We start from the raw sequence: 23,949 nt of genomic DNA on the forward strand, positions 1-23,949 counted from the left end.
GCCCGGACCCGTCCGGGGAAGGCGGCCCGAGCGGAGTCGGCGTCGGTAGCGGGCGGCGCACCGGTGGGATTGGCGGAGGTGACGGCCAGCGGGCCGCTGCGGCGCAGGAGGCTCAGGGCGAGCTCATGGGCCGGCATGCGCACGGCGATGGTGCCCCTGGTCTCCCCCAGATCCCAGGTCAGGGTCTCATCGACATCAAGGACGAGGGTCAGCGGCCCGGGCCAGAAGGCGTCCATGAGCGCGCGCGCCGCGCCCGGCACCTGGGCGACAACCCCCGTCAGGTCGGCGGGGTCGGCCACGAGCACCGGCGGAGGCATCCGGCGCCCTCGCCCCTTGACGGCCAGCAGCCGCTCAACCGCTCCGGCGTTGGCGGCATCGCACCCGATGCCGTAGACGGTGTCCGTGGGCAGGATGACGAGCCCACCGGCACGCAGGTGCTCGCAGGCCGGTCGGATGGGGTCGGGGCGGGGATGAGCGGTGCTCGCGGAGGGCTGCGGGGAGTGGCTCACGCCCCGCATCCTGCCACGGATCGGACCGGCGGCGGGACAGTGCCCGGTGTGGCCCCAGACGCGATGCCAGACCGTCACCTGCCGTGGCATTCCTTCGCCCGCACCCGACCCGACTGGGACCGGCCTACACAATGCGGCGAGCCACCGCCCAGCGGGCGAGCTCGTTGCGGTTGGACAGTTGGAGCTTGCGCAGCACGGCCGAGACGTGGGTCTCGACGGTCTTGACCGAGATGAACAGCTCGGAGGCGCACTCCTTGTAGGTGTATCCGCGAGCGATGAGGCGCATGACCTCCCGCTCGCGGGCCGAGAGGCGGTCGAGCTCGGTGTCGGCCACTGCCGCCTCGCCCACTCCGGCGCCGAAGGCGTCCAGGACGAAGCCGGCCAGGCGCGGGGAGAAGGCGGCGTCGCCGGCGGCCACACGCCGCACGGCCTGGGCCAGGTCCTCCGTGGAGATGGCCTTGGTGACGTAGCCGCGAGCGCCCGCCCGGATGACGCCGACGACGTCGTCGCTGGCGTCCGAGACGCTCAGGGCCAGGAAGCGCGTCTCGGGGACGTCGTGGCAGGAGACGACGACCTCGGCACCTCCTCCACCGTTGCCGCCGGGCAGGTGCACATCGAGCAGGACGACGTCGGGCCGCAGGGCATGGACAGCGGCGACGGCGCCCTCGACGTCCTCGGCCTCGGCGACGACGTCCAGGTCGGGGGCGTGGGCGGTCAGCTCGGAGCGCACCCCGGAGCGAACCAGGGCGTGGTCGTCGACGACCAGGACCCGCAAGGGGCCGGGCGCCGAAACAGGCGGCCGATTGTCTGACGGGGTACCGGCGGATATGGCAGCCATGAGACCTTCCTGAGGTGACGTCGGTGGTGTGAGGTGAGGGGGCTTGCGGGATGAGGGTGTGACGGTGCCAACGATAGACGGACTCAGGCTGAACTCAGGCAAGATTCAGCAGGATTCAGGCAGGACAGGCAGGAAGCGACAGGGCCACCTCCGTGCCCGGCTCCATGCGGCGCACCCGGGCGCTGCCGCCGTGGCGCTCCATACGGGCGATGATGGACTCGCGCACGCCGTGACGGTCCTCAGCTATGGTCTTGGTGTCGAATCCGGGGCCGCGGTCGCGCACGAACACCTCGAGGCGCTGGGCACTGGCCTCGACGTAGAGCGAGACCGGTGGAGTCCCGTGGCGCACGGCGTTAGACAGGGCCTCTCGGGTGGCGGCGACGATGACCTCGGTGTCGCGGTCGGGGACGCGATCGCCGACGCAGACGACATCGACGGCCACCCCGTGGCGATCCTCAATCTCACCGACCAGATCGGCGAAGGCATCGGCCACGGAGGTGCCCGGCTCGGGGCGGTCGGTGTAGAGCCAGGCGCGCAGCTCGCGCTCCTGGGAGCGGGCCAGGCGGGCGACCGCCTCGGGCTCGTCGGCACGCTTGCGGATGAGAGTGAGGGTCTGAAGGACGGAGTCATGCAGGTGGGCGGCGATGTCGGCGCGCTCGGCCTCGCGGATCTCGGCGGCGCGGGTGTCAGCCAGTGCCCGGTTGGTCCGCAGCCACAAAGGAACCAGAACCACACCGACGCCCGCCACGAGCGCCCCTCCGGTGATGAGCCCGGAGACGAGCTTGAAGGGCGAGCTGTCCGCGGCCACCCACACCAGGATGCCGACGACGGCCAGGCCCACCCCGCCCGCAACCCTCAGCATGGCGCCCAGGTTGCGCTCCGGACCGACGAGGCTGTCCATCTGGGACCAGGCCAGGGCCGCCCCTGCGATGATGACGACGACGATCCCGACGACGCCGATCCGGTTGAGCAGGCCGAAGCGCCACGCGGCCAGGAGGAGGGCCGTCAGGAGGAGGCAGCCGCCGTCGATGACCGTCTGAGACAGACCGGAGACGGAGCCGTCATTGGGACCGTCGATACCCTCACTGCCCCCACTGCCCTTGGGACGGTTGATGAGGCGAGCCCGGGACACCGGCGAGCCCTGCTCGGGTCCTGCCATGGTGCTCTCCCCGGGGAGGGTCGCCCACAGCAGGGCGTAGAGGAAGGCTCCAGCGCCTCCCCCGAAGGCGAGGACGATCATCGCCACACGAACGTAGCGCACCGGCAGGCCCAAGTGGAGGCTCAGTCCCGCACAGACCCCGGCGATGCGGGCCGGTCTGCGCAGCCCGGCGGCGTGGTCGGGCAGGTCTGCCGGGGCCGGCCCCAGGTGGCGGGGCAGGCGACGCAGAGGAGGCCGCTGCGGGGGGCGCGGAGGGTTCCATGGGTGCCCCGGTCCGGTAGCGGCCGCCCTCGGCTGCGCATCCCACTGCTGAGCTGTCGTCATGGCACCATCGTGGCACGTCAGGGGGCAGAACCGGCCTTCCCCGAGGAGAATTGGGGGGACAATCCGGGTTCTTTCAGGGGACCCCCTGATAGTGGAGGAGGACACGGTCGCGAAGAATTGAAGGCATGAACGACATGCCCACTCCCCCGCCACACGGCGACGACTCGGCCGCCGACTCCGCATCCTCCAACTCTCCCAACTCCTCCGGTACTGCCGGACCGCAGCCCGGTCCCACCCCCTCCTACCAGCAGTACAGGCCTCCTCAGCCCGGCACCCAGGGCGGCTCGACCCGCGGTTTCTTCAACTCCCTGCGCGGCTCGGGCCTGCTGCGCATGAACGACCGTTGGATCGCCGGCGTGGCCGGCGGCATCGCCTATCGCTTCGGCCTGGATCCTGTCCTGGTGCGCTGCGTGTTAGTGGTCCTGACGATCTTCTCCGGCGTCGGGCTGGTCCTGTACGGCGTGGCCTGGGCGCTCCTGCCAGAGGAGTCCGACGGGCGCATTCACCTGGAGGAGGCACTCTCCGGTCGTTTCAGCGCCGGTCTGGCCGGTGCCTGCGGTGCGACGATTGTCGGCATGTCGAGCCTCGGCAACGGCTTCATCCCCAGCTGGTACGTCGGTCTGTGGGGCATCCCGGGCATCGCCGCCCCCGTGTGGACGCTCTTCTGGCTGGGGCTGACGGCGCTGGCCGTGATCGGCGCCTTCCGTTTCGCCCAGAACCGTCGCCAGGGTCGGCACACCCCTCAGGGCCCACAGAAACCCCAGCCCTGGCAGACCGCTCAGCACAGCGCTGCGCAGGCTCCGGGAGCTCGGCCCGGTGGCCAGGACCGGCAAGCGCACCCCACCTCCACAGCATCCGACTCCTCGACAGCCGGCGCTGCGCCCGCATTCGGCCCCAGCACCTCAGCCTTCGAACGGCCCGTGAACGGCCCGGCCTGGCAGAACCGTCCGCGCCAGCCCTATCAGCCGGCTCCTATGCCGGTCCATCCGCCGCGTCCCCGCCGTCCCGGCCCCGGATCCTCGGTGTCACTGGCTGTTCTGGGGTTGGGGCTTCTGGCCGTGGCGAGTGTCTGGTACGCCACGGTGAACCACCACCTCGGCCTGCTCCAGGGCCAGTTCATCCTCCTCGGCACCCTGGTCGCCCTTCTGGGCGCGGGCATCCTCATCAGTGGTCTGCGTCGTCGCAACGGCGGCTGGATGACGGTGCTGGGCTGGCCGGCTCTGTTCCTCCTGGCGATACCTGCTCTGGTGGTCGCCTCGGTCACCCCCACGAACCTGGCCCGCATGCCCTTCTGGACTATCACGGAGTCAGCGAACTTCACCTCGACCACGGTCACCTGGAAGGAGCTGTCATCGTCGGCCAACAGCGGCAGCGTCACTCACAGCAAGAACGTCGGCAACGTCATCCTGGACCTGCGCGGTATGCCCGCCGACGAGGCCGACAGGCTCTCGACGATCAACGCCCACCTGGACCTCGGGCGCCTACTCGTCAAGACCGACGACGACCAGCCGGTGACGGTCAAGGCCGACGTCGGCATGGGCTCGGTCGAGTCGCGGGTCTCCCAGGCCTGGACCGTCAACAACAGGCAGATGTATCACGACAACGACGATGAGGCCCCAACCACCTACGACGTCAACGGCAGGACCTTCCCCACCTACAGCGACGTCAACGGCGGCCTGAACGTCAAGTCCACCCTGACCTCCCCCAGCAAAGAGGATGGGCGGCCGACGATCACGATCAACGCCGCGGTGAGCATCGGGTCGATCAGCGTCGAGGAGCTGAGCGACGGTGTCTCCTGGTACGGCAACGCCAAGGAATCCGTGTGGATCGTCAGCTCCTGGTCTGATGAGCGCGGCAACGCCCACCGCGGCTCCCTCCCGGTTCCGGGCATGACCCACCAGGCCATTACGGCCGACAACGCCGAGGCCTGCATCCGCTCCGCGCACGCCAGTGAGAACGCCGACGATCGCAGTAGCGGCGTCACATGGCACGACCTGTCCGATCTCACTTCCAAGGAGCGCACCTCTTACGACGCCTGCGTGCAGAAGGCCCTGGCCGGGCAGTCCGCCGCCGAGCCGAGTGCGAACCCCACCGGAGAGACCACGCCCTCCCCGTCTCAGGCGCCGACGGATGCCGGCTGACCGTCACCACCACGTCCACCTCAGCCACCCAGACCTCTTCCCGGGCGTTGCCCGGCTCTCAATATCAAGGAGACCTCACAATGAGCAGCAACTCGTCCGCAACATCACCTGAGGACGCCGTGGAGGACGTTCGCGAAAACGCTGTCGACGACACCAAGGAGGACGCCACGACGTTCCTGCCGGCCTCGGGAGACACCCGGCCGCTGACCATGCCGCTCCCGGCATCCGACAGCGTCACCACCAACGTCCTGAGCACCGACCTGAGTACCGAGGAGATACCGGAGACACCGAATGACGTCCGCCAGACAGCCGTCGTCCAGACAGCCGCTGCCGAGGCGGAGACGATGGAGCCCACCGACGTCGTCCCCTCTCCGGTCTTGAGCTCGGCCTCCAGCCCGAGCAGCTTCTCCACGGACTTCGACACCGACCCCTTCGGCAGGGACGGCAAGAGCCAAGAGGACCACCAGGGCCACAGCGCATCGGCGGACTCGGCGCCCGCATCATCGGCGTCCGGCACGGTGTGGAGCGCCGGAACGATACCCGGCACGAATCAACAGCCGCAGGCACCTCAGGGCCTCAAGGGCTCCACCCTCCTGTGGGGGGCGTTCCTGCTCCTCGTAGGCGGACTGCTCATCGCGGCGGGCCTGGGACTGCGCTTCGACTTCACGGCGACGGCGATCGCCTGTCTGGCAGGGCTGGGGGTCCTGCTCGTCGTCATCGCCCTCATCCCCAAGAGGCGCCGCAGCACCAAGCCCTGATGCCACCGCCTGCGCCACGCGCGGACGCACCTCAAGTCTCGCCGACTGCCTCGGACGTGAGGACGCCAGGCTTGAGGTGCGTCCGCGCGGGCCTGACACGCAAGAGGAACTCACGGCACCCAGCCCCACCCACCGCCCCGACGGACAGCGGAGGAACGACGCACGAGACCGCCCTCACTGACGCAGGCGAGGGAGCCGGAGGGGACAATCCGCGCAACCGCCGGAACGCTCAGCCCTGGTGGACGATCTTGGCCTTGACGTCGTCGACGGCCTCCTCGCCCAGGTAGTGGCGCACGATCTCCAGGCCGAAGTCGATGGCGGTGCCCATGCCGCGCGAGGTAATGACGGGACCGTCGGTCACCACGGCGGCCTGACTGACCCGCGCCCCGTGCTCGGCGAGCACATCCACGAAACCGGGGTTCGCCGTCGCCCGGCGGCCCTCGAGCAGGCCCAGCTCGGCCAGGATCGATGGGGCGGCGCAGATGGCGGCCACCGGCCGGCCGGCGCGCACGCGCTCGGTGACCGCGGCCATGAGCGGCTCGACGGCCTTGAGGTTGGGGGTGCCGGGGATTCCGCCGGGCAGGACGAGCATGTCGTAGTCGGCCAGGTCCGCCTCACCCAGGGTCAGGTCGCAGGTGATCACGATGTTGTGGGAGGAGGTGACGGCCCGCCCGGATGTCACCGAGATCATCGTCGTCGGGATGCCGGCGCGGAAGAGGATGTCCACGGTCGCCAGCGCCTCGACCTCCTCCAATCCTGGCGCGATGAACACGGCAACGGTCTTGTCGGTCTTCTGGTCGGTGGGCGCGTGGAAAACGGGCATGTCTCCTCCAGGAAGGTCGTCTCAGGTGCGTGCGGCCGACACCACTCACCTTACGCGCCTGCCACAGCCCACTGAAACCATGTCGGTCCGCCTGCGCCGCTCTCAGTGTCCGACGCCGGTAGTAGGCTAGCTGACCGCTGTCCGCCCAGACGGCGCGGACGACGCTTGAGACACTGGGAGGTGAGCAGGCGATGACGTGGTGGACTGCGGCCCTCTGCGCAGTTGTTCTCGCCCTGATCGTCTGCGCGGTTCTTCTCACCCGTTCCCGACGTTCCCTTCAGCGCACCCGTGGGGAGCTCGCCCGCCTGCGCGCCTTTCATGAGGAGCGGACGCGCCGCCCCAACGTACTGTCCCATGAACTGCGCACTCCCCTGACCGTGGTTCGCGGTGCCGCCGAGCTGCTCCTCGACGAGAGCGCCGGCCCTCTCAATCCCGATCAGAAGCGCTTCGTCCAAACGATTGCTGAGAACTCCAATCAGGTCATCGAGATGGCCTCCGATCTCCTGGCCGAGGCCAGCCTGGAATCCGACCTGTTCAACCTGCGTCTGGAGTGGGTCGAGATGCGTCAGCTCGTGCGCGAGTGCGTCGCCCAGCTGCGTCGGGTGCACACCTCCTCCATCCGCATGGACAACCACGGGGCACCGCTGCGCATGCAGGTCGACCCCCGCCTGATGGGGCAGGCCGTCACCAATGTCGTGAACAACGCCGCCCGGCACGCGGGCGAAGGCGTGTCCATTCTTGTGCGCGTCACCGAGTCCGAGGAGACCATCACCGTGTCCGTCTCCGACGACGGCACGGGCATGACCCCGCAGGACCGGGCCCTGTTGTTCACCCCCTTCGCCACCGGCGGCTCCCGGCGCCCGGGAACCGGCCTGGGGATGATGATCACCCAGCGCATCGTCGAGCTCCATGGCGGGAAGGTCCTGGTCGATACCATCTCCCGAAAAGGGACGACCGTGTTCCTCACTCTTCCACGCACATGGCAGGAACCCGATCGCGAGGAGGCGACCACCGGTGAGTGACGTCAGCGAATCATCAGGGGCACCCAGGGTCCTCGTCGTCGATGACGAGCCGCAGATCCTCATGATCATGCGTTTCACCCTGGAGACCGCGGGTTTCGTCGTCGTCTGCGCGGCCGACGGCGCTCAGGCCTGGTCCCTGTTCAAACAGCACCCCTTCGACCTGGTGGTTCTGGATCTCATGATTCCGGCCGTCTCCGGGGTGGCCGTGGCTGAGCGGATCCGGGCCGTCTCGGAGGTGCCCATCATGATGATCACCGCCCTGTCGGATGAGCCGGACCGGATCCGGGGCCTTGAGGCCGGGGCCGACGACTACGTCACCAAGCCATTCAGTCCTCGGGAGCTCACGCTGAGGGCTCAGGCACTCGTACGTCGGTGGCGCGGTCAGCGCGCCCCGGTCCTGACCAATGGGGATCTGGTCATCGACACCGCCTCGCACCGTGTCCACCTGCGCGGCTCGGCCCTGGACATCACCGACACCGAGGTCAGGTTTTTGGAGGTCATGGCGCGCAACATCGGTCGAGTCGTCACCTATCGGGATCTGCTCAGCCAGGTGTGGGGCACCGAGGACCGCAGCGGCGGCAAGGACATGATCAAGACGACCGCCTACCGGGTGCGCCGAGCCCTGGGCGAGGAGGGGCGGCGCTACATCCACTCGGTGCGTGGAGAGGGATACACCATGCCCCGCCTGGAGCGGAGTGCTCTGGGCGGCACGCCGAGCACGAGCGAGGACCCCGGAGCGGAGTCGCACCGTCTCTCATCACAGTGACCCACCACGGTAACGGAGACGTTACCAACCGTTACTGACCATCACCCCGCCGGTCCCCATCACCAGGAATGATGAGGCGACCAGCGGGGTGTCGTGCGAGAGCCCGATGACCTCCCGTCTCTCGATCCCACTTGATTCAAAGGAGAATCCCATGAGGAAGCGGTTATTCCCGGCTCTGCTCGCCATCGCCACCGCGAGCGCTCTGGCCTTGACCGGTTGTGCCGTCGACAAGGCGAAGAGTGAATCGATCACCGTCGCCTGCGGAGCCATGGAGGACCTGTGCCAGAAGTGGACCCAGACCTTCACTGAGCAGACCGGCATCCAGGCCACCTATGTACGTCTGTCCTCCGGGGAGGCCGTCGCCCGTCTGGACTCGGCGAAGAACTCCCCGGAGTTCGACGTCTGGCACGGTGGTCCGGCCGACGGATACGGCACCGCCGCCGCCAAGGGCCTCATCGAGGCCTACGACTCCCCGAACGCCGCCAAGATCCCCGACAAGTACAAGGACGCCGACCACAAGTGGACCGGCGTCTACGTCGGGACCCTGGGCTTCTGCTCCAACAAGACCGTTTTGAGCAAGCTGGGCGTGGATACTCCGGCATCGTGGGACGACCTGCTCAATCCTGCACTCAAGGGCCAGGTCTCCACCGCGCACCCCTCGACCTCCGGAACCGCCTTCACCACCTTGTGGACCCAGAATGTTCGCCTGGGCGGCCAGGACCAGGCCTTCGACTACATGAAGAAGCTGCACGGCAACGTTCTGCAGTACACCAAGTCCGGCACCGCCCCCGGCCAGATCGCCGGCCGCGGCGAGGTGGGGGTCGGCCTGGTCTTCTCCCACGACTGCGTGAAGTATCAGGAGCAGGGGATGTCCGATCTACAGGTCTCCTTCCCCAAGGAGGGCACCGGTTACGAGGTCGGTGGCGTGGCCCTGGTGGCCAAGTCCTCCCATTCCGATGCCGCCAAGAAATACATCGACTGGGCGCTCTCGGCCGATGCCCAGAACGTTGGACAGACCGTGGGCTCCTACCAGATTCCCACCAATCCCGACGCCAAGATCAGCGACAAGATGGTCAAGCTCGACGACGTCACACTGATCGACTACGACTTCAAGGCCGCAGCGGAGGCGAAGCCCGAGCTGACCAAACGCTTCGACGAGGAGATCGCCGCCCAGCCGAAGGAGTGACGGATCCTCGCTCCCGGTGTTCTGGGGCCCGCCGGCCCCAGAACACCCCCTCATCCTCGACGGTTGCCCACGTACAGGCGACCCCTGTCCCGAACGGAGTCCTCCATGTCTTCCGCGGCCTCAACACTGCCCTCCTCCCACGCTCCCGGGTCAACGCCGGCAAAGGCACGGCGGTCGACGAAGGTTCGACGAGACCCGGTGACCATCGGCATCGTCACCATCGTCGCTCTCGTCCTCACCTGCCTCATCCTCCTTCCGCTGGTCACCATCCTCTCTCAGGCGTTCTCCGACAGCGGCTCAGAGGTGCTCACCAGCTTGTTGACCTCCACGACGAACCGAACAATCGCTCTCAACACCGTCGTGCTGGGCGTCGTCGTCGGGTCCGTGGGCACGCTCGTCGGTTTCTTCTTCGCCTACGTGCAGGCCCGCGTGGACATCCCCGGTAAGCGCCTGCTTCATCTCATCTGCCTCATTCCGATCGTCTCCCCGCCCTTCGCAGTGGCCACGGCCTCGATCACACTGTTTGGACGCAATGGGATCATCTCCACCCAGCTGCTGGGCCAGCAGTGGAACATCTACGGTCTACCGGGCCTGACGCTGGTGCTCTCCCTGTCCTTCTTCCCCGTCGCCTACATGAACATGCTCGGCATGCTCCGCAACCTGGATCCGGCTACGGAGGAGGCCGCTGCATCACTGGGCGCCTCCCCCTGGACGATCTTCCGCACGGTAACCCTGCCGATGCTCATCCCCGGTTTCGCCTCATCCTTCCTGCTGCTCTTCGTCGAGGCGATCGCCGACCTGGCGAATCCACTGGTCATTGGAGGTGACTTCACCGTTCTGGCCTCCCGTGCCTACATCGCCGTCAACGGTGAGTACAACACAGCAGCCGGAAGCGCGTACTCCCTGGCGCTGCTCGTACCGGCACTGCTGGTGTTCATCCTCCAACGCTATTGGGCCTCCCGCAGTTCGGCGGTCACCGTCACCGGTAAGCCCACCGGAAGAGTCCGCCCAATCCGCGCTCTACTACCCCGAATCATCCTGTCTGTTGCGACGGTCGCCCTGGCACTGTTCATCGTCTCAATCTACGCAACCGTCATCCTGGGATCCTTCGTCAAAATCCTGGGAGTGGACAACACCTTCACGCTCAAGAACTTCCAGTACGTACTTTCCGGAATTGGCAACGATGCCATGATCGACACAACTATCTTAGCCCTCATCGCCACTCCGATCGCAGGCATCCTGGGAATGATCGTGGCATGGCTCGTCGTCGTGAGACTCAAGGCCAGCGCCGGAGTCATGGACTTCCTAGGCATGCTCGGACTGTCGGTGCCGGGCACAGTCCTGGGAATCGGCTACCTCATCACCTTCAATCAACCGATCATCTACAACAATCTTATGTTTATGCCCGCCCTGGCCGGGGGCAGCGCAGTCTTCGGTGGAGCCATCGCGATCATCATGGTTTACGTGGCCCGCTCCATGCCCTCAGGACAGCGCTCGGGGATCGCCAGCCTCCAGCAGATTGATAAATCGATCGACGAGGCATCCACCTCACTGGGCGCATCAGGCCTCCAAACCTTCATGAAGGTGACGATGCCACTCATCAGACCAGCATTCATCGCCGGTCTCACATACGCCTTCGCCCGCTCCATGACAACACTTTCTCCAATTATTTTCATTACCACTCCGAAAACGAAGATCATGACTTCCCAGATCCTCGCAGAGGTTGATGCGGGGAGATTCGGAAATGCCTTCGCCTTCTGCACCATTCTCATTATCATCGTCATGCTCGTCATCGGCATGACCAATCTTCTCGTCCGCGACACCTCGGTGACATCACAGGCTCGCACAGGCCTGTGAGGCCGACCAGAAAGGACTCCACCATGACTCTTGACGCAGAGACTGATATTCAGCCGACCTCCCAGGATAATAATGCCGCAAGCAAGAGCGGCCACCTCTCCCTGGTGGAACTCACCAAGATCTTCGGCGACAGCACCGGAGGGGTGACGGCCGTCGACCACATCAACCTTGATATCAAACCCGGAGAGTTCATTACCCTCTTGGGACCATCAGGTTGCGGTAAGACCACGACCTTGCGGATGATAGCCGGATTCGAGGACGCATCATCCGGAAAGGTGATGCTTGACGGCGACAACATGGCAGTCGTCCCACCTAACCGACGCCCAATGTCCATGGTCTTCCAGTCCTACGCTCTCTTCCCCCACCTGTCAGTGCGAGACAATGTCGCCTACGGACTCAAGCTGCAAAAGATGTCGGCGGCGCAGATGGACGAGGCCATCGAGGTGGCCCTGACCTCAATGAATCTGACGGCGATGGCCAAACGGGCGCCTTCCCAGCTCTCCGGCGGCCAGCAGCAGCGTGTCGCCCTGGCCCGCGCCATGGTGGTACGTCCCAAGGTGCTGCTCTTCGATGAACCGTTGTCGAATCTCGACGCCAAACTGCGAATCAAGATGCGCCTGGAGATCCGCCACATGCAAAAGCGCCTGGGGATCACCTCCGTTTATGTCACACATGACCAGTCCGAGGCGATGGCGATGTCAGACCGGATCGTCGTCATGAACTCCGGCCATATTGAGCAGGTCGATACTCCCGCAGAGATCTACTTGCACCCAGCATCGGTATTCGTGGCCGACTTCGTGGGGCGTGCCAATTTCCTTGTGGCTACGGTCACCGGGAGACCGGACACGGCATCGGGAGAGCAAAAGCGCGCGACGGTGAGGGTGCTCGGTTCCGAGGCGACGGTTCCCGCCCATCCCGATGCGCTGGACGATGGCCGGGATGTCGTGCTCATGGTGCGGCCCGAGTCCGTGCGCCTGACCGCCGCCCACGAGCCGGCTCAGACGATCTCGGGATCTCTGGGCCAGATCATTACTCGCGTCTTCTACGGGGAGACTGTCGAGTACGAGGTTGAGACCGAGTACGGGTCCATCGTCTGTGTCGTCGCCGATCCGCACCAGGACGAGTTCTTCCAGGAGGGACAGGCCGTTCACGTCTCCATCGAGTCCGACAAGGCGTGGCTGCTGCCCGCAGAAACGAGCGCATCGGCCTAGGCCCTGTTGCGAGAGTGCGATGAAGCATCCGCGCGTTCGTAGGGTAGGTCGCGCGGTCGCACCCTCTACCCCTCGACCGCACGACACAAGGTACGACCGCGACGGGTCGAGCACCCCGCCGCGGCCCCGAGAGTGGAGTGCGTGGTGTTTCTCGAGCACTGTTTGTTCTTCGTTTGAGGTAACGAAATGGTGTCGGCGTGGGATGATGTGGGGGCGTGAGAAAGGGTGTGGGCGTTGAGCAGTGACGGTGGTGTGCCGGGCTCGGGTGGTGGATCCTGGTGGGCGGCGCCTGTCAGGGGCAGGCATGCAGCTGCGGGGCCGTCCGAGCCGGACCGGTCCGGGCGAGTGGTGCCGGATGCGTCCGGAGAGTTAGGGCCAGTCTTACCGGAGGTACCGGCCCCGCTGGAACCGGTTGAGCCGGTGCACACCACTGGGAACTCGTGGTGCGGGAGCGCGCCTGAGCCTCGGGCAAGACCTGCCGAGCCCGATCGACCCACCGCTCCCGACCGACCGGGAAGCACCTGCCCAGGCCCGACTGAGCCGGAAGGGCCCTCGCCTGAGCCTCAGGCGAGGGCCGCGGCTGACCGGCCTGCCGTCCCGGCCCCGGGGGCACAGGGCGCTGGTGGCTATGGTTTTGTGCCGGATGCATCGTACGGAGTCATGCCGTCCGCGGACCCGCCGGCCGGTCAGGCGCAGGCGGGAGCCGCAGACCCGACTGCCTCGGCCTTGTCCTACGGGCGCATGCCGGATTCCTCCCACACGGCCGGGTCGACGCCGGTCGCGGTGTCGGGGTGTGGGCGGGCGCCGTCGGGAGGTGTTCCGGCCGGCGCCGTACCGCCCTCCCCTGCGGCGGCCCCGGTGTCTTCGGGGCAGTACGGGCTGATGCCCGCACAGGCGACGGCGACGAGATCTGCGCAGTCGGTGGCGGGGACAGGGCCCGTGCCGGTTGCCGCGCCGGCGTCTCCTTCCACGGTCCGTCCGGTCGGGTTGTCGGTGAATCTGGGCGGGGCGTCGGTGCGTCTGGAGTGGTGGGAGCGCTTGGGTGGCTTCCTGATGAGGTTTCGGGCCCTCCGTGTCCTGATGCGGGTGCGGATAGTGCTGACCTGGGCGAGCCTGCTGGTCGTGGTGGTGGCGCTGGCCGTATCGCCAGTGGCCAGGACGGTGCTGGGGGCCTGGGTCGGCTGTTTCTGGATCGTGGCGGTCTGCTTCTGGCTGGCGCGGGGCAGGACCGTCTCCTGGGGCATGACCTCGAGTATCTTCGCTCTGTCCATGCCGTGGGCCGGGGCTGTTGGGTGGTTCTCCTTCCAGGTCGCCGCCGCGGCGGGAGTCGGTGTGAACCAGCCGGCCTCGCAGGTGGTGATCGCCGCCGCTGTCGAGGAGCCGGCCAAGCTCGTCCCCATCTGTCTGGTGGCCATCATCGCTCCGGGGCGGGTGCGCCGGCTGCTCGTTCAGGACTGGCTCGTCCTGGGGGTGGCCTGCGGGGCGGGCTTCATGGCGGTCGAGGAGGTCGCCCGGCGCTTGATGTACATCGTCGCAAACACCCCGGGGTTTCAGTTGTCCAAGGCGATATGTCCTGAGGACCCTGCGGGAATCGTCGAGTGCATGCACGCTCACACCTTCAGCCTTTGGCCGTTGTCCGACGCGTTCCCCGGCCCTGTTTCCTACGCGGGGCACGCTGTTGTCACCGGCCTGGTGGCCGTGAGCATCGGCCTGGCACGGCACCTGTGGTGGCGCGCCAGGCACCATCACCCTGCCGTAGGCGTCTGCCTGCGCTGCGCGGCCCTGGGCCTGCCCTTGGGGACCTTGTGGGTGGCGATCGTCGACCATATGGCCAGGAACGCGGTGTCCACCGCCGGTGGCTGGCTTGCCGGGGTGGCGCCTGTGGTCAAGGCCTGGGGCCTCACCAGCAACGAGGCGCCCTGGCCGGTCGTGGGGACCACGAGCACCCTGGCCGGCTCAGGGCAGGGCCGGGGCTGGATGCTCCTGGTGATGCTCGTCGTCGCTCTCCTCCTGGATGCCCGGGTGATGCGCCTGGGCGGCTACACCCATGCGCTCACCGGAGCGGGCCGCAGTGGGCCCGGTGGATCCTGGGGTCCGCCTGGCGGGGTGGTGGGCAGGTGGGGCGCCGACGTCGCCGAGGCGGCAGCCGCCGCCAGGACTGGGGCCCACAGGCTCAGGCTCGCCCTGGCAAGAGCGGCGGCGGCGCGTCGGCCCCGCCTGCTGGCCCAGGCCTGGGCCGAGCACCGCATCGCCCGCGACCTGGCTGCACGCCGTCAGCTCGACGCCGGCCCCCACCGCTGGGCCACCAGCGCCCTGGCCGCCGCAGCACTCCTGACCGCAGCGTGGGTCATCTACACCGTCGTGCCCCCACTGGTGACCGACCTCGACCACCGCCTGACCGACCCGCCACCCACCTTCTGGCTCGCCGGCATCCTGGACCTGCTCGGCGCCCTCTGGGAGTCCATGAGCCCCACCGAGAAGACCGCCCTGGCCCTCATCGGCACCGCCGCCGTCCTCCTATCAGGAGGCACCCTCGGCCTGGCCCTCGAAGCCGGCCTGGGCCTGGCCACCGTCCTGGACGCCGCCCGCCCCACCGCCACCCTCATGCGCGACCCCTGGGGCACCACCAACCACTACCTGACCACCCACAACAGCCTCGAAATAGCCGCCGACGCCGCCCTAACCGCCGCCGCGCTCGTCCCCGGCGGCAAAACCCTCCACGGCGCCGGCTACGCCACCAAGGCCGGACGCAGTACCGGACGGGCCGCCGTGGAGGAAGCAGGGACGAAGGCCGCCCGGGCCGCGGAACACTCAGCAGCCAGGACCCGGCCCCAGAGCATCGCAGAATCACAAGCGGCACACAACAACGCGCACCGGGGCACCCAACGCGCCAACACCCCGACCGAGAAACCCAGGAGTGCCGACAAGCCGGGCCCCGGGCCAGTAGACGAACGCGCTGACCGCGGCGACGGACGTGACGTCAAAGGCCGCTACGCCGACGGCAACGCCGGAGCACACATGTACGACCAGAGCGAAGCGAAAGGCCTAGAGGAATATCTTGATGATCTCGACGCTGACGGAGTCTCGGTGAGTGAGGTCATTGAGGACAAACATCTTGCTCATATTAATGGAGCGCCGCAGGGACGCTACTACGACCGGCTCATTCAACGAGAGGACGGCACCTGGGTCGGCCTGGAGGTCAAGAGCGGCCAGTCCCCGTATCACGGCACCCAACGAGCCGCTGATAACATGGTGTCACCAGACAACCCCGCCCGAGTGAGACTGGACGACGGACGCACCATCGAAATCACAGAGGTTCAAATGAAGAGAGTTGAGAAACAACAATGAGACGCTTTGTCTATGAAACAAATGGCAAAAATGGGCTGGTTGAAACTTTCTTTCTTCCGCAAACCCCACAAGAGTTCGCCAGTCGAGTAAGCCGACGCGTATCCAGTCCAAAGTTCATGGATGGCGTGAAGCACTTTTCCATGTTAGTCTGGGCACTACCTGAGGGAGCAATACATGTTGATGATGTTCCTCGTTCGTCTCCGGCGCGGGCAACGTATATCCAGTGCGGCGGGTCGACTGAGGCGATGACCATTGAGATCCGTGTGACTCACGAGGACGACTCCTACGAGCAGTACGCGGTGGCACGCGAACCCGTGACCGACCCCGAGGCGTGGGTCACGGTGTCCTGGGACAACGGAGGCCCCGAGCCCTTCACCATCCAGGTCCACCCCGAAGAGGTCTTCACCGGCGAGCAGGCCGCCCCCGTCTTCCGGGCCTACATCGAGCACGACGCCCTGCCCCCGGCCGAGCTACTGCGCCGAATCGACGTCTGACAAGCAGAAAGTCCACCAACGACGCAGCCCCCACTACCCTGCACAGGACTACAGCACCTTGAAGTACGTGGCGCAGATCGGCCAGACCCCGAGCTCCTCCTCCTGACTTGATGCAGCGTTCGTGTCCGGTTGTGGGCTGTTGATCAGACCGCATCTACAGGGTCTTCGTGGCACCTGAGGAGGGTGTGCGATGAGTGAGAGTGATACTGGTACGACGAAGGGGTGCTGGGCATTCCGGGGGCTCGGGGAGGCTCAGCGCTGGCGCAGGAGGTGCTGCTCGGCGCTGTCCAGGATCGGCTTGGCGACCTCGGGGGCGTAGACGCTCAGGCCGCCGTCGGACACGGGCAGCTCGACGTCGCCGTCGTCACCGATGGTGACCGGCTCGTGCCCGCCCAGGACGCAGATCCACTGCTCGCCGGCGTGCCCGGCCCCGACGTGGACTCGTTTGGTACCGGCGCGACGGTCGGACAGGACGACGGCGAGCCCGGAGCCGGGGTGGGCGTCGTCACCCTCGCGCGCGAAGCCGACGACGTCGGGCTCGTCGAGGGCGTCGTGCTGGGGGCCGTGGGCCAGGGCGCGCCGCATGGTCATGAGCAGCGGCAGCTCGGTGACGGCCGGCAGGTCGCCGGTCTCGGGGGTGCCGAACAGGTCGCCCCAGAAGACGCAGGGGGTCCCGGCCTCGCGCAGGAGGATGAGGGCGTAGGCCGAGGGCTTGAACCACGACTCGATGGTGGAGGCCAGCGACTGGCCCGGCTGGGTGTCGTGGTTCTCCACGAAGGTGACGGCGCGGGCCGGGTCTGCGGCCACGAGGGTGCCCTCGAAGAGGCGGGACAGGTCGACGTCGCCGTTGGAGGTGGAGGCGGCGTGCAGGTGGAAGTGGAGGGGGACGTCGAACAGGCTCGTGAAGGGGACGGCCTCCAGGTAGCCCTCCAGCTCGGCGACGTCGCGGGACCAGTACTCGCCCACGGCCGGCAGGGCGCGTCCGGTGGCGCGGCGCAGCTCGGGCAGCCAGCGGGCGAAGAAGTCGGCGCCGACGTGCTTGAGGGCGTCCAGGCGCAGGCCGTCGACGCCGGTGGTCTCCACGTACCAGCGCCCCCAGCGGTCCATCTCGGCGCTGACGGCGGGGTCGGTGACGTAGACGTCGGAGCCCATGAGGTAGTCGTAGTTGCCAAGCTCGTCGTTGACGTTCTCGTTCCACTGCTTGCCCTCGAAGAGCCACACACCCTTGAGTCGGCGGGCCTCGTCCCAGTCAGTGCCGTGGAAGCAGGACCAGTCCCAGGTGAAGTCCGAGTAGGCGCCGGCCCGCCCGGGGAAGGTGTAGCGGGTCCAGGCGGTGATATCCTCGGTCTCGCCGATGGGGCGCATGCGGTCGTGGGGGTCGACCGGGGTGGCGCGCACAACCTCGGTGTCGTCGGCGCCCATGCGGTGGTTGAGGACGATGTCGGCCACGACGCTGATGCCCGCGGCGTGCAGGGCCTCGATGGCGGCGAGGTAGTCCTCCTTGGTGCCGTACTTGGTGGGGACGGTGCCCTTCTGGTCGAACTCGCCCAGGTCGTAGGTGTCGTAGACACCGTAGCCGACGTCCTCCACGCCGGCCTGTCCCTTGTAGGCGGGTGGGAGCCAGGCCGAGCTCACGCCGCAGTCGGCCAGGAGGGCGGCGTTGTCCGCCAGGAGGCGCCAGTGGGTGGAGTCGGCGGGCAGGTCCCAGGCGAAGGCCTGGAGCAGGAGGGGGTTGACGACGTTGTCCGGGTTGGCGGGGCTGGACTGGGTGTGGTTCTCGCTCACGGATCCGATGCTGCCAGCCCTACCCCGACGGCGACAGCCGAACGCGCGATCGAAAAGTCCGCGCGTGTCCGTCTGCCCCATGCCAGGTTGTCCTGCGCCTCCCCACACGGATCCTCTCGGTATCCCACATGTCTTAACGGCCGGGGACATTCCACGCGGTCGGGTGCATCCCGCTCCGGGCGGGGGCATTCGACGCCGTCGGGGACGGGATTCCCGTCCCCCTACGCACAGGATGTCCCCGGCCGGGGGAAAGTGCACCCGCACGCGCAGAAAGTCCCCGTTGAGCTGGGCGCGCACAGGCCACTACCTAGTCGAGCGCTCAGGCCGGCGCTCGCAGCACCACGATGCGCTCAGCGAGCCTGTCCACCAGCGGCATCCGCGTCAGGGGCGCGAGCAGGGGGTGGTAGCGCGCGACGGTGCGGGTGAAGGGGACGTCGTGGAGCAGCGTGTAGCCGGGTGCCACCGTGCGACGGAACTCGGCGGCGCTGGAACAGCCGTAGGTGTAGCGCACCCCCGCGTCCTCGACCGAGCGCTCCCGGCCGTACTTCTGGAACATGCGGGGCATGACCTCGATGAGAACCGTTGCGCCGGGCAACCGAGCAGCGATGATCTCCATGAGAGAGCGCATCTCGTTCTGCTCGAGGTACATGCTCAGCCCCTCGACGATGACGAGCGCGTCATTGCTCACGTTGCCGCCCGCCTTCCCCTCCCCCAGCTGGTCGGGCCAGTCGGGGTCGAGGGCGGAGGCGGCGATCGTGCGGTGACGCTCACTGTCATCGAGCAACCGACGTCGCAGCTCGATGACGTCGGGGAGGTCGAGGTCGTACCAGGTGACGTGCCCGTCGTCGAGACGTTGGAAGCGGGTGTCGAGCCCGCAGGCCATGTTGACCACCGTGCAGCCGGGATGAGTGGCCAGGTACCCGGCCACGAGCGGGTCGAGCGTGAGCGTGCGCAGCACGACGCCGTCGGCCATGAGCCGGTCCTGTCTCGCCATGGTGAAGTCGTAGTCGAGCCGGGAGACGAGCTCGACGGCGGCGGGGTCCGTGAAGCGCGGGCGGTCGGAGAGCGTGTGCTCCGCCCTGGCGTGAAGGGTCAGCAGCATCGTCTTGCTGACGCTGGTCAGGTCCGCTGTCTCGTATGCGCTCATGCGGTCAATTCTGCGGTGCCGGCGATTCGGGCACCAGTGCCGTCAGGAAACGGAATACGTCTCCGAGCCCCACGCCCAGCCGCGCGGCTCAGTCCTCCTCCAGGACACCGTTCCAGGCCAGGAAGTCGATGGTGCGGCGCATGGCCTCCTCCCAGTTGGCGTCGCCGAAGCCGTGGGCGGCGCCGGGGATGGTGACGAGCTCGGCGTCGGGCAGGGAGCGCACGGCGGCCCGGGAGACCTCGATGGGCACGGAGCGGTCCTGCTCCCCGTGGACGATGAGGACGGGGCGACGGTAGGAGGCCAGCTCGGCCCCGATCTCCAGGTTCCAGCCGTCGACGGCGTAGGCGCGTCCCAGGCGGGTGCCCGCCCAGTCGAACTCCTCGGGCACGGCCGCCAGGGTGCGGAAGGCGGCACGCAGGTTCTCCCCCAGTCTCAGCGCCGGGTACCACAGGGCCAGTGCGGTAATCCGCTGCGGGTGGCGGGCGGCCGCGAGCGCCGCGACCGCCCCGCCCAGGCTCAGTCCGAACAGGGCGACCCGGGAGGCATCCACCTCCGGCCACGCGCAGAGGGCGGTGAGGACGGTCTCAAGGTCGGCCAGCTCGGTGAGGGCCGACATCGCGGTGGTCTCGCCCTGGCTGGCGCTGCCGCCGCCCCCGCGGAAGTCGAAGCAGATGGCCACGGCCCCGGCGGCGGCGAAACGCCGCGCCATGGGGGCGACGCGGGTGTGGGAGCCCCCCATGCCGTGGCAGCAGACGACCAGTGGTGCGGGGACCGACGACGCCGCACGCGGGACGTAGGCCAGTCCCCCGACCCTCTGCCCCTGGACGGTGAGGGTGACCTGCCGTGACAGGTAGGGCTGCGTCGACGTCACGTGCTCTCCTTGCTGTGCGGGGCCGGCAACGAGAATCGGCCCGGCGGCCATCGTAGACGGGTCGCCGGACAGGTATCCCCTCCCCCACAGGGGATGGTCACAGAGGCGCCCTCTCAAATGGCGCTGTAGCTACCGCCGACGAGAATAGGAGAGCCGACGACGCACCCGAAGGCTTTGGAGGCCAGGAAAGCGTCTCTCAGCGGTAGGCCTCCCAGGAGGCGTTCTCGTCGTAGCGGGCCACGAGGACCAGTCCGGACAGGGCGTAGGGGCCGCCGATGTAAGGCATGACCTGAACCAGGGCGGCGGCCACCTTCTGGCGGGAGGAGCCGGCCCGGATCGCGCCGGCCACGTGCGGGCGCAGCTGGGTGGTGGCGCCGATGGCGGCAATGGCAACGAGGCTGATGAGCTCGCGCTGGGCGACGTCGAGCCCGCCGCGGGTGGCGAAGTCACCGAAGGCCGAGGAGGTCAGCAGGTGGGGTACGAGCTCATCGAAGGGCTCGGGCAGGGCGGAGAAGACCTCCTTGACCTCGTTGCCGTACAGCGGGGTCTGGATGGCGGCACCGTCCCGTTCACGGGCACTGGGGTCGGTGGTGTCAACGGTACCGGCGTTCTCCAGGGGCAGGGAGATGCCGTTGGCCTCGAAGACCCCGTTGGCGATGTCAATGGCGTTAAGCGTCTTGGGGAAGCCGATGTAGGGGGCGCACTGGTAGATGGTCTCGCGCAGCTGGAGCGGACTGGCGCCGATGTTGAGGGCGGCACCCACGTGGGCCCGCAGCTGCGGGAGGGTCTGCATGGAGGTCAGGACGGTGACGGTGAGCAGCTCGCGCTCGACGTCGGTGAGGACGCCCGAGGAGAAGGCCTCGTCGAAGATCCCGTTCTGGAGGATGTCGAACAGTTCGGGATCCGTGGGGTGCGACTGAGGCTCCACGCCAAAGAGCCGGGTGAAGGTCTCACGAGCCTGTGGTGTCAGTGCCATGGAGGGCTCCTTACGATTCGGGACAGCTCGACCCGAGCATGTCACGTCGGCCGTCTGAACGGCAGGTTCTCACACATCCCGCCAGCGGCTTTCCGCGCAAAGTGAGCACGTACACCGGCTGCACCGATCCACCCCCCGCTCTTAGTCTGAGGGGCGACCGATCTCATTCCCTTCAGGTATCCGGTCTCCAGGGTCAGCAAGCCTCCGGGCCATGCGGATGACGCGGGCTGCCTGCTTCTCCAGCTCGGTACGCGTCAGGCTCACACCGCCGTCGTCCGACTCAGTCCGATCGTCCGGCCCAGAGCCTCCACTGCCCCGGCGCAGGGCGGCCAGGAGGTCCTCCCGGTCCGGTTCGCCTCCGGGCATGAAGAGCTCGTTGCCGGCCTTGATGGTGGCGGCTGCGGTGGCGCGCGGGTGCTTCATGTCGCTGCGGGTCATGCCGTCGACGACCCAGTCGGTCATGACCAGGCCGTCGAAGCCCCACTCCTGGCGCAGGATGACCTCGAGCAGCTCGGCCGATTCGGAGGTGTGGACGCCATTGATGAGGTTGTAGGAGGTCATGACGGCGGCGGGCCGGGCCTGGCGCACGCAGATCTCGAAGGCGCGCAGGTAGAGGTCTCGCAGGGCGCGGGGGCTCACGTTGCTGTTGGAGTTGAGGCGGTTGGTCTCCTGGTTGTTGCAGGCCAGGTGCTTGATGGTGACGCCCCGCCCCGGATGGGACTGGACGCCGCGGGTGATGGCGGCAGCGATGTCTCCGGCCAGAAGCGGATCCTCGGAGAGGTACTCGAAGTTGCGTCCGCACAGGACGCAGCGGTGCAGGTTGAAGGCGGGGGCGAGCCAGAGGTGGACGCCGAAGCGCTCCATCTCGGCTCCGACGATGTCGCCGAGGCGCTGCGCCAGTGCCGGGTTCCAGGACTGGGCGAGCGCGGAGCCGATGGGGATGGCGGTGGTGTACTGCTCGCGGATCTCGGTGGGCTCCCGGGACTCGGGGGCGTCTGTGATGCCGAGGGCCTCGCGTCCGGCGTCGTCCATGAGCTCGAGGAAGGTGGCGGGCAGGCTGGAGTCGCCCAGGGAGAAGGGGCCCTCGGCGTCGACACCGTAGGTGGGGGCCAGGCGCAGGCCGGCGGGCCCGTCGGCCATGATGATGCTGGGCAGCCCTGGGATCCGGGTGGTGGTCTGGCCCGCTGCGCCGATGACGGCGGTGGAAGCGGCGCCGACGATGGAACCCGATTCCTCACCGCTGCGGTAGTCGCCCAGGACGGTGTGGATCAGCTCGTCGTCGGACAGGTCCCGGGCCAGGGCGAGTGCCTCGCTGAAGCCCTCCGGCGCGGACTGCTCATCGGACTCGGCGCGATCCGAACGGCGCAGATGGGCCGGCTCGACGGTGAGTACCGGTAGGCCGGCCGGGACGTCGAGGACCGCTGGAGCCTCGGGTCTCCAGTCGGTGAAGCCGGGTTCTCCCAGGTCGCCGGTCAGGTGTCGCACGGTCGCGTCCTGGGAGAGCTCGACGACGGCGACGGGTCTCAGGTGCCGGCTGGAGGTTCCCACCCGCAGCGGGTAGCGGCCGGCCTCCAGGACCGTGGCACGGGTGGCCTCGTCGTAGGAGGCCAGGTCGGTCAGGTCGACATCCACAGTGACGCAGGCCTTCTCCCCCGGGGCGATCTCGTCGGTCTTGGTGAAACCGGCCAGCGCCTGGAGCGGCTGGTCGAGGCGGCCGGCCGGGACACCGGCGTAGACCTGGACGGTCTCCTTGCCGGGACGTGCACCGGTGTTGGTGACATCGACGTCGATGCTCACGCAGGCACCGTCGAGGCTCACCCGGCGGGCTTCAATGTCGAAGGTCGTGTAGCCCAGTCCGAATCCGAAGGGGAAGAGCGGTTCCTTGCCGACCGAGTCGTAGAAGCGGTAGCCGACGTAAACGCCCTCGCGGTAGTGGGTGTCGTCCGGGTCGCCGAAGTCCCCGATCCGGTCGTCCCCATCCCAGGCGGCCCAGGTGGTGGCGAGCTTGCCGCAGGGGTAGGCCCGGCCCAGGAGGACATCGGTGAAGGCGTCGCCGATGGTCGCGCCGAGCTGGGAGAGCAGAAGGATGTTGGTAACACCCTGGAGGGGGCTGAGGTCGACGACACCTCCTACGTTGAGGACGAGGAGGAATCTCTCGAAGCGCCCGTTCAGGGCGAGGATGTCGCGGATCTCGGTGTCGGTGAGCCTCAGGTCACCGGCCTCGGGGGTGCGGTCACTGCCCTCCCCGGAGGAGCGGGCCAGGACGTAGACAGCCGTACCCGGGTCGGTTCCGGCCTCGACATCGAGGGGGATCGTGTACTCCGGCTCGAGCATAACAGTCCCCATGCCGATGGTAATGGCGGGGACACCGCGCTCGGCGGCCTCGGCCCTGATACCGGCGATGAAGTCCTCGTGGGCCTGGTTGCGGACGCGGTCGTAGGCCTCCAACCACGGCCTGGTGACGATGGTGAAGCCGGCCGCCTCCAGGCCCTCCTCGATGGTGGTGACGTGGCGGGAGTTGACGTCGCCGCTGCCGGTACCGCCTTTGACGGTGTGCCGCGCACCGGAGCCGAACAGGGCGATCTGTCCCGGTTCTGTCAAGGGAAGGGCGCCGTCGGAGCGCAGCAGCACCATGCACTCGGGAGCCAGAGCGCGAACAATGTCGAGGTGGTCGATCTCGTAGGTCTCCATGTCGAGTTCTCTCCTTGTCACGATCGACGCCATCGGCGGCGCC

Annotated in this window: 19 protein-coding genes; 9 read left to right on the forward strand and 10 right to left on the reverse strand. The window is 67.7% G+C overall.

The genetic code is table 11. The features are described 5' to 3' along the window. The 3 genes from RWR81_RS03330 to RWR81_RS03340 form a co-directional block, all read right to left on the reverse strand. On the reverse strand, positions 1-518 hold a 518-nt coding region (locus RWR81_RS03330; protein ID WP_314454521.1), incomplete at its 3' end, for an L-threonylcarbamoyladenylate synthase. A 115-nt stretch (positions 519-633) separates the two neighbouring features. After that, positions 634-1,347, reverse strand: coding sequence for a response regulator transcription factor (locus RWR81_RS03335; RefSeq protein ID WP_314454369.1), 714 nt, complete (start codon positions 1,345-1,347; stop codon positions 634-636). 115 nt (positions 1,348-1,462) lie between these two features. Next, on the reverse strand, positions 1,463-2,830 hold the full coding sequence (locus RWR81_RS03340; RefSeq protein WP_314454372.1) for a PspC domain-containing protein: 1,368 nt from the start codon (positions 2,828-2,830) through the stop codon (positions 1,463-1,465). 125 nt (positions 2,831-2,955) lie between these two features. On the opposite strand from RWR81_RS03340, the gene RWR81_RS03345 reads away from it, so the two are divergent. Then, entirely contained in the window at positions 2,956-4,971 is a 2,016-nt protein-coding gene (locus tag RWR81_RS03345) for a PspC domain-containing protein (protein ID WP_314454377.1), read from the forward strand. 80 nt (positions 4,972-5,051) lie between these two features. Continuing rightward, positions 5,052-5,729 carry a hypothetical protein gene (locus RWR81_RS03350; RefSeq protein WP_314454379.1) on the forward strand — a complete coding sequence of 226 codons (678 nt, stop codon included), beginning with the start codon at positions 5,052-5,054 and terminating at the stop codon, positions 5,727-5,729. 229 nt (positions 5,730-5,958) lie between these two features. On the opposite strand, the gene RWR81_RS03355 is transcribed toward RWR81_RS03350, so the two are convergent. Continuing rightward, complete coding sequence (locus RWR81_RS03355) at positions 5,959-6,552, reverse strand: DJ-1 family glyoxalase III (RefSeq protein ID WP_314454381.1); 594 nt, start codon at positions 6,550-6,552, stop codon at positions 5,959-5,961. 191 nt (positions 6,553-6,743) lie between these two features. Here RWR81_RS03355 and RWR81_RS03360 point away from each other — a divergent pair, with 191 nt between their 5' ends. From RWR81_RS03360 to RWR81_RS03380, 5 genes are all read left to right on the forward strand, one after another. Further along, the gene (locus tag RWR81_RS03360; protein ID WP_314454384.1) at positions 6,744-7,574 is read left to right on the forward strand and encodes an ATP-binding protein; all 831 of its coding nucleotides are present in this window, start codon (positions 6,744-6,746) and stop codon (positions 7,572-7,574) included. Beyond that, positions 7,567-8,340, forward strand: coding sequence for a response regulator transcription factor (locus tag RWR81_RS03365; protein ID WP_314454387.1), 774 nt, complete (start codon positions 7,567-7,569; stop codon positions 8,338-8,340). Before RWR81_RS03360 ends, RWR81_RS03365 begins: the two co-directional genes overlap by 8 nt. A 151-nt stretch (positions 8,341-8,491) precedes the next feature. Then, on the forward strand, positions 8,492-9,526 hold the full coding sequence (locus RWR81_RS03370; RefSeq protein ID WP_314454389.1) for an ABC transporter substrate-binding protein: 1,035 nt from the start codon (positions 8,492-8,494) through the stop codon (positions 9,524-9,526). Positions 9,527-9,631: 105 nt separating this feature from the next. Beyond that, the gene (locus RWR81_RS03375; protein ID WP_314454391.1) at positions 9,632-11,383 is read left to right on the forward strand and encodes an iron ABC transporter permease; all 1,752 of its coding nucleotides are present in this window, start codon (positions 9,632-9,634) and stop codon (positions 11,381-11,383) included. Between the two features lie 23 nt (positions 11,384-11,406). Next, complete coding sequence (locus RWR81_RS03380; RefSeq protein ID WP_314454393.1) at positions 11,407-12,594, forward strand: ABC transporter ATP-binding protein; 1,188 nt, start codon at positions 11,407-11,409, stop codon at positions 12,592-12,594. A gap of 731 nt (positions 12,595-13,325) precedes the next feature. On the opposite strand, the gene RWR81_RS03385 is transcribed toward RWR81_RS03380, so the two are convergent. Next, positions 13,326-13,838, reverse strand: coding sequence for a hypothetical protein (locus RWR81_RS03385; protein ID WP_314454395.1), 513 nt, complete (start codon positions 13,836-13,838; stop codon positions 13,326-13,328). Here RWR81_RS03385 and RWR81_RS03390 point away from each other — a divergent pair. Both RWR81_RS03390 and RWR81_RS03395 read left to right on the forward strand, forming a co-directional pair. Continuing rightward, complete coding sequence (locus tag RWR81_RS03390; RefSeq protein WP_314454397.1) at positions 13,837-15,942, forward strand: PrsW family glutamic-type intramembrane protease; 2,106 nt, start codon at positions 13,837-13,839, stop codon at positions 15,940-15,942. The genes RWR81_RS03385 and RWR81_RS03390 overlap by 2 nt on opposite strands. 245 nt (positions 15,943-16,187) lie before the next feature. After that, positions 16,188-16,436, forward strand: a complete 249-nt coding sequence (locus tag RWR81_RS03395) for an NTP pyrophosphohydrolase (protein ID WP_314454400.1) — start codon at positions 16,188-16,190, stop codon at positions 16,434-16,436. 252 nt (positions 16,437-16,688) lie between these two features. Here RWR81_RS03395 and RWR81_RS03400 read toward each other — a convergent pair whose 3' ends face one another. From RWR81_RS03400 to RWR81_RS03420, 5 genes are all read right to left on the reverse strand, one after another. Further along, the gene (locus tag RWR81_RS03400; RefSeq protein ID WP_314454403.1) at positions 16,689-18,221 is read right to left on the reverse strand and encodes an alpha-amylase; all 1,533 of its coding nucleotides are present in this window, start codon (positions 18,219-18,221) and stop codon (positions 16,689-16,691) included. Positions 18,222-18,540: 319 nt separating this feature from the next. Next, on the reverse strand, positions 18,541-19,368 hold the full coding sequence (locus RWR81_RS03405) for a class I SAM-dependent methyltransferase (RefSeq protein ID WP_314454406.1): 828 nt from the start codon (positions 19,366-19,368) through the stop codon (positions 18,541-18,543). A gap of 88 nt (positions 19,369-19,456) precedes the next feature. Then, positions 19,457-20,239 (reverse strand): alpha/beta fold hydrolase, encoded by a 783-nt coding sequence (locus tag RWR81_RS03410; RefSeq protein ID WP_314454408.1) that lies wholly within the window; start codon positions 20,237-20,239, stop codon positions 19,457-19,459. A 196-nt stretch (positions 20,240-20,435) separates the two neighbouring features. Then, a complete protein-coding gene (locus RWR81_RS03415; RefSeq protein WP_314454410.1) occupies positions 20,436-21,215 on the reverse strand; it encodes a carboxymuconolactone decarboxylase family protein in 780 nt (259 codons plus the stop codon). Positions 21,216-21,356: 141 nt separating this feature from the next. After that, the gene (locus tag RWR81_RS03420; RefSeq protein WP_314454412.1) at positions 21,357-23,906 is read right to left on the reverse strand and encodes a glycoside hydrolase family 3 N-terminal domain-containing protein; all 2,550 of its coding nucleotides are present in this window, start codon (positions 23,904-23,906) and stop codon (positions 21,357-21,359) included. Positions 23,907-23,949 lie beyond the last annotated feature (43 nt).

Origin of the sequence: uncultured Actinomyces sp. (genome assembly GCF_963526355.1) — a bacterium.
In the GTDB taxonomy this organism is placed as follows: domain Bacteria; phylum Actinomycetota; class Actinomycetes; order Actinomycetales; family Actinomycetaceae; genus Actinomyces.

What these genes read in the sequence shown, in the direction of transcription:
- RWR81_RS03385 (WP_314454395.1), bottom strand. Translation starts at nt 13,838, where the DNA reads ATGCCCCAGGAGACGGTCCTGCCCCGCGCCAGCCAGAAGCAGACCGCC.
- RWR81_RS03390 (WP_314454397.1), top strand. Translation starts at nt 13,837, where the DNA reads ATGACCTCGAGTATCTTCGCTCTGTCCATGCCGTGGGCCGGGGCTGTT.
- RWR81_RS03345 (WP_314454377.1), top strand. Translation starts at nt 2,956, where the DNA reads ATGAACGACATGCCCACTCCCCCGCCACACGGCGACGACTCGGCCGCC.
- RWR81_RS03395 (WP_314454400.1), top strand. Translation starts at nt 16,188, where the DNA reads ATGACCATTGAGATCCGTGTGACTCACGAGGACGACTCCTACGAGCAG.
- RWR81_RS03335 (WP_314454369.1), bottom strand. Translation starts at nt 1,347, where the DNA reads ATGGCTGCCATATCCGCCGGTACCCCGTCAGACAATCGGCCGCCTGTT.
- RWR81_RS03340 (WP_314454372.1), bottom strand. Translation starts at nt 2,830, where the DNA reads ATGACGACAGCTCAGCAGTGGGATGCGCAGCCGAGGGCGGCCGCTACC.
- RWR81_RS03415 (WP_314454410.1), bottom strand. Translation starts at nt 21,215, where the DNA reads ATGGCACTGACACCACAGGCTCGTGAGACCTTCACCCGGCTCTTTGGC.
- RWR81_RS03380 (WP_314454393.1), top strand. Translation starts at nt 11,407, where the DNA reads ATGACTCTTGACGCAGAGACTGATATTCAGCCGACCTCCCAGGATAAT.
- RWR81_RS03420 (WP_314454412.1), bottom strand. Translation starts at nt 23,906, where the DNA reads ATGGAGACCTACGAGATCGACCACCTCGACATTGTTCGCGCTCTGGCT.
- RWR81_RS03375 (WP_314454391.1), top strand. Translation starts at nt 9,632, where the DNA reads ATGTCTTCCGCGGCCTCAACACTGCCCTCCTCCCACGCTCCCGGGTCA.
- RWR81_RS03370 (WP_314454389.1), top strand. Translation starts at nt 8,492, where the DNA reads ATGAGGAAGCGGTTATTCCCGGCTCTGCTCGCCATCGCCACCGCGAGC.
- RWR81_RS03405 (WP_314454406.1), bottom strand. Translation starts at nt 19,368, where the DNA reads ATGAGCGCATACGAGACAGCGGACCTGACCAGCGTCAGCAAGACGATG.
- RWR81_RS03360 (WP_314454384.1), top strand. Translation starts at nt 6,744, where the DNA reads ATGACGTGGTGGACTGCGGCCCTCTGCGCAGTTGTTCTCGCCCTGATC.
- RWR81_RS03355 (WP_314454381.1), bottom strand. Translation starts at nt 6,552, where the DNA reads ATGCCCGTTTTCCACGCGCCCACCGACCAGAAGACCGACAAGACCGTT.
- RWR81_RS03350 (WP_314454379.1), top strand. Translation starts at nt 5,052, where the DNA reads ATGAGCAGCAACTCGTCCGCAACATCACCTGAGGACGCCGTGGAGGAC.